The organism is Levilactobacillus sp. LN180102 (assembly GCF_050106635.1).
Taxonomy (GTDB): Bacteria; Bacillota; Bacilli; order Lactobacillales; family Lactobacillaceae; genus Levilactobacillus; species Levilactobacillus brevis.
In genome coordinates this window covers 40,505-51,610 of sequence record NZ_JBNIIX010000019.1, presented here as the reverse complement: position 1 = coordinate 51,610, position 11,106 = coordinate 40,505, and the positions used below count along the sequence as shown (strand labels likewise).

The following is an 11,106-nucleotide window of genomic DNA, read 5'->3' as shown; positions in this document are numbered from 1 at the left end:
AACGTGATAAAGTAGATGTACCCAAAGTAATCACTCCCTATATTGGTTGGAATTAGCTACTACCATTGTAAGTGATTGCTTTGGGCTTTTTAATTTCTGTTCGGATTAATTATAGAATTTGCCAAAGTATAAGAAGTGTTATTTGAGATTGTTACCGAATCTTAAGTGTTGCTTCTTTTTGACGCATTAGTCTTGATTTGCCATCCAAATGGTTCGTTTATTTAGCTGGCGAGTAAGGATGGGCTTTGAGCAACTGACTGTAAAACTCGATGTCCGCAAAGGCTTCCTGCAATCGCTGAGCAAAGTGGGCACTGTTGGTTGCATCGGCAAGCAAGGTTCCTTGGTCAGTGAAATTATCGTCCGCGTTCCAGAGAAGAACGGGTGTTGGTAAAACGATCATTTTTAATATTTGTAAGATTTCAACCATGGACTCAGCCGCCAACATACCGCCATCACTGTAATGGGAGTAGGTGATGATTTGCACAGGCTTGTGATCGACTTCAGGGCCAACAAAGTCGAGCGCGTTTTTGAGGATACCCGGGATGGCATGATCGTATTCAGGGCTAATGATGATGTAACCATCTTGTGCGGCCAGCTGATCTAACCATGCCTGTTCAGGGGTGCTGAGGTCGTGGATTGGCGTTTCTAGAGGCGTTTCTTCATGATCGTAGAATGGTAAAGGATAGTCTCGGAGCGCCAACCACGTGAACGTTACCTTGTCAGTGTTGGAGAAGGTGCGTTGTAAGTAGTGAAATAGATGACTCCCCAAAGACGGTTGCCGGGGCGTGCCTAAAATGATACCAATTCTAGTGGTCATAAAGATCCTCCTTGTATTAACTAACTAAAAGTAAGTTAAAATTAAATATAGTTTAGCACGTTGATAATCGCTGGTCTAGTAGGTATGGAATTATTAATGACTGGGTTTGACCGTTCACTTTAATTGGTTGTAATGAGAGCCATCAATTGAAGTCCAACAGCTTTGTTAGTATAATGAACAGTAATTGGTATATCCGTTGTTTAAGATCAATAATCCGTGAGTTATGAGGAAAGCTCAAATGAGGGATCATAATGAAAAAAACAGTCATTAAAGAAACCAAACGATTGCTGATATTGTTGGGAGCAACTGGTTTGTTGGGTGGCATAGGTATTGTCATGAATGGCACACCTGTAACGGCACAAGCCGCAACGACCACAACGCAAACGCAGGGAATTTTACATTCTGGTGATTTTGGGACGAGTCATTGGTATATTTCGGATGATTTAACATTGCACATTGGTGCGGGGACGTTTGCCAACTTGTCGAATAGTCAAAGTGCGCCGCCATGGACGGCTTATGGCGACCAGGTTGCCAAAATTGTGATTGAAGGGCCGGTAACTTTGGCGCCTAATAGTCGCGAACTGTTTGGTTACCTCGGGGCCACCAGTATTGAAGGTCTTGATCAAATTGACGCCAGTCACGTGACCAACTTTGAATTTGCCTTTTTTGGCATTCAGGTGCCGAATCTTGATCTGACGAGTTGGGACGTCCACAATGTTACTGACGCGGGTTTCATGTTTATGCGGGCGCAGTCAGATGTGATTAATCTGTCTGGCTGGCAAATGCCGAAGTTAAAATTGGCCCAGTGGATGTTTATGCTGGCGCCACGAGTACATGAATTGGACTTGGCTGGAATTAATTTTCGCAATGCAGATGCCACGCGGGCATTGATGAATATGAATCTGACGGTTATTCATTTAGGACCAGATTCACTTTTGACGGGGACCAACTTACAGCCATTTCACAATGATGCCTATCAGGATATGTGGCAAGATATCGGTGATGGGACTACTGAGGCGCCAACGGGAAAGAACCGATACACTTATTCACAACTCATGGCCGAGTTTAAGGGAGCAGCGCCATACACGTATGTCCGGGCGAAGAATCCTGGGCAGCCAGTGACCGTGCAGTATCTGGATCAGCTCAATCAGGCATTAGTCAAGGCCGATACGTTGACTGGGTATTACGGCGATACGTTTACGGCGCAAGCCAAGACTTTCGCTGGCTATCATGTGACGTCGGTTGATGGTGAGCCAACCGGGACGTTTGGCAGTCGTCCGTACACGGTGACGTACCACTATGCTGTAGATGAGAAGAACCAACAGAGTTTGTTGGGTGAAGATGCAACGATAACGGTGGGTGATCCAGCACCGACTAGTGAAACCTTTAAGGCTAAAGCCACGGACAAAGATGGACAGGCATTACCAGTGGTGGTGGATTTGAGCCAAGCCACGCTTAATCAACCGGGGCGTTACCCGGTGACTCTAACCACTCGCGATGGTCAGTCTAAGGCCGTTACGCTGACGGTTAAGGCGGCCGACGAGTCGAGTTCATCAAGCTCATCAAGTTCGATAGACAGGAGTCACTCATCGAGTACCCCGACCAGTTCGTCTAATTCAGACGATAGTTTATCAAGTGGTGACTTGATTTCAGGAGGCGACACTGACTTAGCGGTTTTCAAGGGTCAGGCCGTTTACGCAACCAAGGCCGTGCGGCTGTATCAACGGCCGACATTTAAAGCGTCACAAGTGCGGGCACGGTATGCCAAACAGTCACGAACTAAGCGGCCGATGTTTGTCGTAATTGGCAGTGCGCATTCTAAGCATCACGCGCTACGATTTAAAGTGCGGGACGTCAACCATCACTCTAAGACGGCCGGCAAGGTTGGTTATATTACCGCCAAAAAGGCTTACGTGACGAATGTTTACTATCAACGCACGTATACCCGAGTGACGGTCATCAATCCCCAAGGGGTTAATGGGTATCGAACACGTAAGCTAACCGGCAAGACGCGGCATTATCGGCGCGGACAAACGTTAAGAGTCAAACGGCTAGTGCGGTACCATTTAACTACGCGGTATGTACTAACCAATGGTCGGTATGTGACAACGAATAAAAAATTGGTAAAGGTACAGCAAAATTCGGTGCAGCAAAGTACGCAGCATTCTGCGGCGGTAACTACCCGAACCATCAAATAAAAGTGATGACGAAAAAGCGCGCCCATTTCTGATGAATTTATCAGATGTGGGCGCGCTTTTGGATTAGCATGTGGTTGTTCCACATGAAACAATCAAGGTGTCTGGTTTTACGCCTGGTCGTACTTGAGCCACAACCAGTAATATTGTAGGTTGCTGGCAACTAGGGCTAGCCAAATGATGGCTAGGAGCGTTTGCCCCAGTTCCTGAGTCGAGAGGTGCCAATTCAACAGTAAGCAGATAATGCCGAGCAATCCGTATAGAAAATAAGTGGCACTGACCATGACTGTGGAATGAACTTTCAGAGTAATCAGCCGATCGCGTTCGTCGTCAACCCAGTAAAGGCCTTTAAATGACTTGACGCCGAGGTGCTGCTGCATGTACCAGAGCATCGCGACACAGGTGACCACCAACACGAGCGATAGAATCGGTGCCCAGATATAAAATAGATGACTGAAACTGACAATAATCAGTGCAGCTAACAACAGAAATACTAGATTGTTCACCCAAAATGTAAACCGAAGAATTCTTTTAGCACGACTCATTTGATATCCTCCCCATTACTGAATAATGCATCAACTGTGGTCTCTAAAATGGCGGCTAACTTGAATGCGAGGGATAATGACGGATCATACTTATTGTTTTCGATCGCATTAATTGTTTGTCGCGTGACGGCGGTCAGTTGGGCCAATTCGGCCTGTGACAACTTTCGCTGTTTCCGCCGAGTGGCGATGGTATTTTTCATCAAGATTCACGTCCTTGTGTCAAATGTCTTTGACAAATTAAGTAAAACATATTTTACATTTTTAGTCAACAATTAGTGATCCTGATAGCATAAAACCGGCCATCGAAAGGGAGTCCGATGGCCGGTTTCGTTTATTTGATTTATTGGTGATTTTCAAGTTCTAATAGTCGAGCCCGCAAGGCATCATCGTACGCTGTTAGGTAGAGGCCGTACTTACCGCGCTTCATCAACACGTTAAGCACGTTGGCAATAAATGTTTTGTATTCGTCGCGGCTGAATTGCATGTCTTTGCGTTTCTTGAAGATTTCTTTGTGTGAATATTTTTCGGGGATAATCGTCATGGTATCGGTCTGCGGATCGTAGCCGAACGATGGACCAATAATCATCCCCACGTAGTTCAAGTCAAAGCCCTGGAGTGTGTAAATCGTACCGACTTGCGTAATGGAGCCTTCACGTTTCGCCCAGTGAGTCCGCTGGGGGTCCCATTCATCCCAAGGGAGGCTAAAGGAATCCATTTCCACATTGTGGCGACCATCAATGCGTGGAAAACCAGAGGTGGCCACGACGCGACTCATACCGAATTCCTTGTTGCGCTTTTTGATGTTTTCGAAGAGTTCACCAGCGGTATCAAACATTTTGAATTCGAAGTCACTGTTTTCTGGAAAGGAACGCAGCGGCTTTTCAGCTGCTAAGTCATCCATCCAGGCGACTTGTTCGTCACTGGCGACCATGCGGTATTGGAAGTTCATATCGAATCGCTTGTGGGGATGGTGACCGATGGTTTGGTAAAGGAGGTCTTGGTCCCAGTACATTTTGGACTGGAAGACTTGGTCGAAATCGTATACAACCACGACGACTTTAGCTAAATTCATCAGGTCAGTCAACTGGTTTTGGCCGCGGTAGTGGGCGTAGGGTTCAGATTTGGAGTAGAGCAAATGGGCCTCATCAACAAAAATAATATCGTATTGTTTATGATTTTTTTGCGCGTAGTTAATGAGGGAAGTGGGCCGGCGAATGGCGCTGGCTTTCATATTGGGAATGGATTCGGCCAAGTCTTGATAGGCTTTATAAAGTTCGGGGTGATTGACCACAAGTGAAGTCCGGTAACGTTTGTCGGTCATATACTGACGGACAAGTTCCATTAAGACGACAGACTTACCAGTACCGGCCGCGCCTTGAATGATGGCAACGGCGGATTCTTGGCCATTGAGACTGTCTTTGATGTAATGATTCATGTCGGTAATAACAGCCTTTTGGTCGTCAGACAAATCGTCGACGAAGAACTGTTCCTGTAAAATTTTATTCATCGAATAACTCCTAAATTTAGTGAATTAGCGTCACTGAGACGTTGGAAATAGCACTATTCATTATAGCAGGTTACGGTGATGGCGCTGAAATTTTTAAGGTGGATTGACTGGAGCGGGAAAGTGGAGAATTTTGGAATCTAGTGACTATAGTTGACCTAAATTATTTAGTCGGTTAAGAGTTTGTGAATTGGGGATAGCTGGAGTATGCTTTAAGAGCAAAGTGATAAAAATGGCCGGATTTTCAAAATAGGAATGCCGGTATATCAAGGATTCTTTAGTGTATTCCCCACAGGTGTGGGGGTGATCCCGAAGGTGATATGTGGACGGTTATTAACGATGAGTATTCCCCACAGGTGTGGGGGTGATCCCATCTCAGATTTGAAAGCTGGCCATTATTTCCCGTATTCCCCACAGGTGTGGGGGTGATCCCTAATGACAGTTTAACTGTATTCTTGTAATATTGTATTCCCCACAGGTGTGGGGGTGATCCTGTGAGAACTTTTTCAGCGAGGAAGACAACTCAGTATTCCCCACAGGTGTGGGGGTGATCCCGTACGTCCGGCCTAACGTTGACCTTACCAATGGTATTCCCCACAGGTGTGGGGGTGATCCTGAAATTATGGCACAAAAAAAGAGTCCTGACCTGTATTCCCCACAGGTGTGGGGGTGATCCTTTTGCTCGTTACTTTTGTGAGAATTTCTTCGGGTATTCCCCACAGGTGTGGGGGTGATCCTTAGCTGGCTTTCATCGACATCCACTGAGTTTCGTATTCCCCACAGGTGTGAGGGTGATCCTATTTTGGGGGAAATGAACGTGTAAAAATTAAAGTATTCCCCACAGGTGTGGGGGTGATCCCTGACAGCAATAATGTGTTTGGCACTGGGGTACGTATTCCCCACAGGTGTGGGGGTGATCCTATATGAGGGAGATATTGTTCACGGTTATGACCGTATTCCCCACAGGTGTGGGGGTGATCCTAGTTCTGGGTTAGTGTGCACATTTCCAATGACGTATTCCCCACAGGTGTGGGGGTGATCCTAGTCAGCTGCCTTAGTCGTGGCATCGTAGGCAGTATTCCCCACAGGTGTGGGGGTGATCCATCAAGGCCGACTGGCGATCGACCGCATATTGTGTATTCCCCACAGGTGTGGGGGTGATCCTGAGTTAATCGCATTCGTTGACCCTTCCACGTGGTATTCCCCACAGGTGTGGGGGTGATCCCAAACGCCATGATCGGCCAATCACAGTTGATGAGTATTCCCCACAGGTGTGGGGGTGATCCTTTCATCGCAACACGCCGGGATCACCGGCCAAAGTATTCCCCACCGGTGTGGGGGTGATGATTAATGAAAATTAATGATGATGTTTTTATATAAAAGGTATAAGATTAAATAGTACAAGGCGTGTATACGGTTACATGAAAAGAATCAAGTTTAGCAATTATAAATCAAATGTTAAATAGGGTATGAAATATTTTGTAGGTGTCATTAGTTGATTTAAGCTAGTAAATTCGGTTATCTTAGTAATCATAAGGCGAATACCTAGCATTTAAATCTGTTAGAGAAGGGATGGTTATGTATGGAAGTGTCTAAATCCGTAGCGGCTTTGTGGGCTAAGAAAAGCTCAACCGATACGCAACAGTACTGGCTTCCGCTAATTTCCCATCTAATCGATGCGCGAAACACCATTAACTGGTTATTCAATCATTGGCTCAGTGATGGTCAACGGCAATTATTAATGGGAACCTTGTCAGAAGAACAAACCCAGCAACTTGTTAAGTTTGTTGGGTTTGTTCATGATCTGGGAAAGGCCACGCCGGCATTTCAGATGAAGCAGTCCTATGACCGAGATGCTGATCTGGATGAGCAATTGAAAGCGCGATTAACTCATGGTGGATTTCTGAAACTAAATGACTTATGTTTGGCTTCGGCTAAACAGTCACCCCACGCCAGAGCTGGTGAGGCAATTCTTGAAAACTTCGGTGTTCCCGCGTCGATTGGTGCAATTATTGGTGGACATCACGGTAAAACGGAGAGTAGCCAACCTTACGGACAGTTGCAGGACTACACGGCTAATTACTTTCAAAGTGACAATCAGTCGGAGTTACAACAACCTTGGAAACAAGTACATAGAGAGTTATTTGAGTATGGATTGGCGTCATCCGGTTATCAAGAAGTTACTGAAATACCGGATATTCAGCAACCACAAGCCGTTATTTTAGAGGGATTATTGATTATGGCCGACTGGTTGGCGTCAAGTGAGTATCTGGATCAAGACCAAACGATTCCACTGTTTCCCCTAATCAGCCTTGACCAATCTTGGCAAGACATTGACCCAACGGCGCGGTTTCAACAAGCTATCAATGCTTGGGACTTAGGCGGAGAATGGCACCCGCAGCAGCTTAGTTCTGCTGATCCTTATAAAGAACGGTGGGGTTTCTCGGCGCGTCCGGTTCAGCGGACTATGACCGCCGCCATTCAAGACACGCTAGACCCGGGAATGGTGATCGTTGAGGCACCAATGGGACTGGGTAAGACAGAAATTGCTTTAGTGGCCGCTGAGCAATTGGCCTTTCAGACAGGACGGGATGGCCTTTTCATGGGTCTTCCTACACAGGCAACGACCAATGCGATGTTTGATCGGGTGACGGAGTGGTTAGCATTTTTAGCCCAATCACAAGGTGAGGACTTCCCGATTAAGCTCATGCATGGTAAGGCCCAGTTCAATCAAGCATATCGTCAGCTACCCAATGCGGCTAACATTTACGCAACCGAAAACGACATAGAGGACGAAAAAGAGAACAAAATAGGAGCCGTAGTCGTCAACAGTTGGTTTTCTGGTAAGAAGTCGATTTTGACGAAATTTACAGTCGGAACAATCGATCATCTGTTGTTAATGGGATTAAAACAGAAACATCTTTTTTTACGACACCTAGGTCTAAGCGGCAAGGTTGTGGTGATTGATGAGGTCCATGCTTATGATGCTTATATGGGCCAATACCTCCGTAAGGCGCTTAGCTGGCTCGGAGCCTACCACGTTCCCATCGTCATTTTATCAGCGACATTGCCTAAAGATAAACGGAATGCGTTGATCAAAGCCTATCTTAGAGGTAAATATGGAAGTAAATTTAAGAAGCAGTTGCAGGCACCGACTGATTGGGAAAACGCGCAAGCTTATCCGTTACTGAGCATCGTGGATGGCTGTCAGATCAAACAGATCACCGAATTTCCGGGTAAAAGTGATCAGCAGCCCATGCGCATTGCGGTTCAGCGTATCGACAGTGAAGATGTAGATTTAATTGCACAGGTCGTCGATAAAATTAGTGATGGTGGGGTTGCTGGAATTATTGTCAACACTGTCAAACGTGCGCAGCAGCTAGCGCAGTTGGTTCCGCATGGTGTCAAGTTGATGGTACTCCACTCCGCTTTTTTGGCAACGGATCGCGCTCGGCAGGAACAAGCGTTACAAGCTGCAATTGGAAAAAATGGTACGCGACCTGAGCGGTTGATCGTGATTGGAACACAGGTCTTAGAGCAGTCGCTAGACATTGATTTTGACGTGCTATATACCGACATTGCTCCGATGGATCTGGTTTTGCAAAGAATTGGTCGGCTACATCGACATCAAATTGAGCGACCGGTAGCTTTACAGGCACCCCAAGTTTTCCTAATGGGGATTCAAGCCGGTCATGAGTATGGCGATGGTAACGAAGCGGTTTATGGCAAATACTTATTAATGAAGACCGACGCGTTTATGCCGAACCAGTTAACGTTACCAACAGATATTTCGCCACTCGTTCAGCGGGTCTATGATCCAACGACTGATGGTGACATCGATGGGATTGCCGCTGCACGAGAGAAATTTGATGCTGATCTTGAACGTGAAAAGCAAAAAGCCGGTGTATTCCAGATTAAGAATCCTAATCTCAGAGCCGGTGCGACCATTCACGATTGGCTGGGCCGATCATTAGGAAACGTGGATACGGATGAGCAGAAGGCCAATGCAGCGGTTCGGGATATCAAAGAGACGCTGGAAGTGATTCTGGTTCAGCGGACGAGTGCGGGCAACTGTCTATTAGATGGCCGCCGGTTAGAAAATGTGGCACCGCAAGAAATTGCCCAACAGGTAATTCGGCTTCCAGCGGCAATTACACTGGATATTAATCAAGCTATTCAAGACTTGGAAACGTTGACTGGTCGTTATTTTGGGGACTGGCAAACGAGTACCTGGCTGAAGGGTGCACTGGCACTGCCGATGGATGAAGCGTTGACGACAACCTTTGCGGGCTGGCGGTTGGCATATACAGCAAAGTTAGGATTAAGTTATGTAAAGGATGATGACGGTGGATAATCGGCAGTTTAATTTAACGACAGATCCATGGATTAAAGTGATTACGGTTAATGACAATCAAGAACAAATGGTTTCGCTCATCGATCTATTTACGCATGCGCAGGATTACCGGCAATTAGCTGGGGACATGCGCAGTCAAAATTTAGCGATTTTACGCTTATTATTGGCGATCTTAACCACAGTTTATTCGCGGTTTGACGCGACTGGTGAGGCTTACTCGTGGTTAAAAACGAGCGGTACGTCACCACAAGACTTAGAAGTTGATGACGATGAATTCACTAAAGATGACAGTACCGAGGATTTACTAGAAACGTGGCAGCAGCTGAATCAGGCGGGCCATTTTACCCAGTCGGTGACCCGTTATTTGGAATTTTTTGCGGATCGGTTCGACTTTTTTGGCGAACGACCATTTTATCAGGTCACCACAGCTGATTATGACGCACTGGTTCCTAAGAACAAAGCAATTGCCGCTGGTAAAGGAAAAGTGGCGGTTAAGCAATTAAATCGACGGATTTCTGAGAGTAACCACACGCCAGCAATTTTTGCACCGAAAACAGGAGCCGCTAAGAATGATATGTCCCTAGATGAACTGATTCGCTGGATCATCACGTATCAGAATTTTACCGGTGTCACGGACAAAACTAAAATTGTGACGGAGGAGTCTTTTTCGAATGCGGCTGGTTGGTTGTATCGACTCAATCCGGTGTTTGCCCAGGGAGAGACACTATTTACGACATTAATGTTGAACTTGGTGTTGAGTGATAGTCGCAATGACTACGCTTGTCCTAAGCCTGTCTGGGAGTATGCGACGGTGAGTGATTATATTGCGGAGCGGAAACGTGAAATTTTGCCAGATAATTTACCAGAAATATACACGGCATGGTCGCGCATTTTGCATATTGAGTGGGATGAGAATCAGCGGCCAACAATTTTTAGTGCCGGGATTCCTATGTTTAGCAGTGATAGCGCCTTTATTGAGCCAATGACTACTTGGCGATTTGATAAGAAAACTAATGCCTACCGGCCAGCAGTCAAGGGATTACGGTCTTTGGGAATCGCCATGTGGCGCAACTTTGGAGCTTACATCAATGTTCATCGCGCTGATGATCGTCAGGAACCGGAACTGGTCGTTTGGTTGCGGACACTTAAGGAGCAGAACTTACTAGCTCACAACCACCCACTTGTGCTGAATTCAGTGGCGTTAATTAGTGATGGTAATGCCACATCGCAGGCACCAGCGGTGGAAGTTGGTGATGACATGCAGATGCAAGCCGATGTTTTATTTGATTCAGGTCAGCAGGATTATTGGCCGACCCGGATCGAAGAAGCAATCGACTTCACGCAAACGGTGGGGGATGACTATTATCATTTCGCCAAAGATATTGCCCAGATTCGAAATGTTGATGGCCGATTATTCGCTGGGCAAATGAGTGCCAAATTTTATGAACGGTTAAATACTCCCTTCAAGATGTGGCTAGAGGGACTAACCAGTCAGGATGACCGTGACGAAAAGATTATGGCGTGGAAGACGCAACTCAAAATGCTCACAGTCGCGGCGGTTGACGAAGAACTACAGGCCAGCTCGCCGAGAGACATGCGCGGGGTTTCTGGGAAGACAGGACCTTTAAATATCTTTACGGCTAAATCACATCTGATGTATAATCTACGGCTTCATCTTGACCTATAAGCGG

General features: G+C 46.3%; 7 protein-coding genes and 1 CRISPR repeat array. Of the genes, 3 read left to right on the top strand and 4 right to left on the bottom strand.

Annotation, left to right across the window (positions count from 1 at the left end):
• Nucleotides 1-217: 217 nt before the first annotated feature.
• Nucleotides 218-817, bottom strand: coding sequence for an NADPH-dependent FMN reductase (locus tag ACP4IT_RS10700; protein WP_015474566.1), 600 nt, complete (start codon nt 815-817; stop codon nt 218-220).
• A gap of 251 nt (nt 818-1,068) precedes the next feature.
• Here ACP4IT_RS10700 and ACP4IT_RS10695 point away from each other — a divergent pair, with 251 nt between their 5' ends.
• Nucleotides 1,069-3,015: a MucBP domain-containing protein gene (locus ACP4IT_RS10695; protein WP_015474565.1), complete on the top strand. Its 1,947-nt coding sequence runs from the start codon at nt 1,069-1,071 to the stop codon at nt 3,013-3,015.
• A gap of 107 nt (nt 3,016-3,122) precedes the next feature.
• Here the strand turns inward: ACP4IT_RS10695 and ACP4IT_RS10690 are convergent, their stop codons facing one another.
• The 3 genes from ACP4IT_RS10690 to ACP4IT_RS10680 form a co-directional block, all read right to left on the bottom strand.
• Entirely contained in the window at nt 3,123-3,557 is a 435-nt protein-coding gene (locus tag ACP4IT_RS10690; protein WP_015474564.1) for a DUF2178 domain-containing protein, read from the bottom strand.
• The gene (locus ACP4IT_RS10685; RefSeq protein ID WP_041815755.1) at nt 3,554-3,757 is read right to left on the bottom strand and encodes a helix-turn-helix transcriptional regulator; all 204 of its coding nucleotides are present in this window, start codon (nt 3,755-3,757) and stop codon (nt 3,554-3,556) included. Before ACP4IT_RS10685 ends, ACP4IT_RS10690 begins: the two co-directional genes overlap by 4 nt.
• A 140-nt stretch (nt 3,758-3,897) precedes the next feature.
• A complete protein-coding gene (locus ACP4IT_RS10680) occupies nt 3,898-5,064 on the bottom strand; it encodes a DUF2075 domain-containing protein (RefSeq protein WP_015474562.1) in 1,167 nt (388 codons plus the stop codon).
• A 279-nt stretch (nt 5,065-5,343) separates the two neighbouring features.
• Nucleotides 5,344-6,408: a CRISPR direct-repeat array (repeat unit 28 nt; unit sequence GTATTCCCCACAGGTGTGGGGGTGATCC).
• A 235-nt stretch (nt 6,409-6,643) separates the two neighbouring features.
• Between ACP4IT_RS10680 and ACP4IT_RS10675 the strand changes: the two genes are divergently transcribed.
• Together ACP4IT_RS10675 and ACP4IT_RS10670 are read left to right on the top strand one after the other, a co-directional pair.
• Nucleotides 6,644-9,415 (top strand): CRISPR-associated helicase/endonuclease Cas3, encoded by a 2,772-nt coding sequence (locus ACP4IT_RS10675; RefSeq protein WP_082265474.1) that lies wholly within the window; start codon nt 6,644-6,646, stop codon nt 9,413-9,415.
• Complete coding sequence (locus ACP4IT_RS10670; RefSeq protein WP_260156738.1) at nt 9,402-11,102, top strand: type I-E CRISPR-associated protein Cse1/CasA; 1,701 nt, start codon at nt 9,402-9,404, stop codon at nt 11,100-11,102. The genes ACP4IT_RS10675 and ACP4IT_RS10670 overlap by 14 nt, the downstream gene beginning before the upstream one ends.
• Nucleotides 11,103-11,106 lie beyond the last annotated feature (4 nt).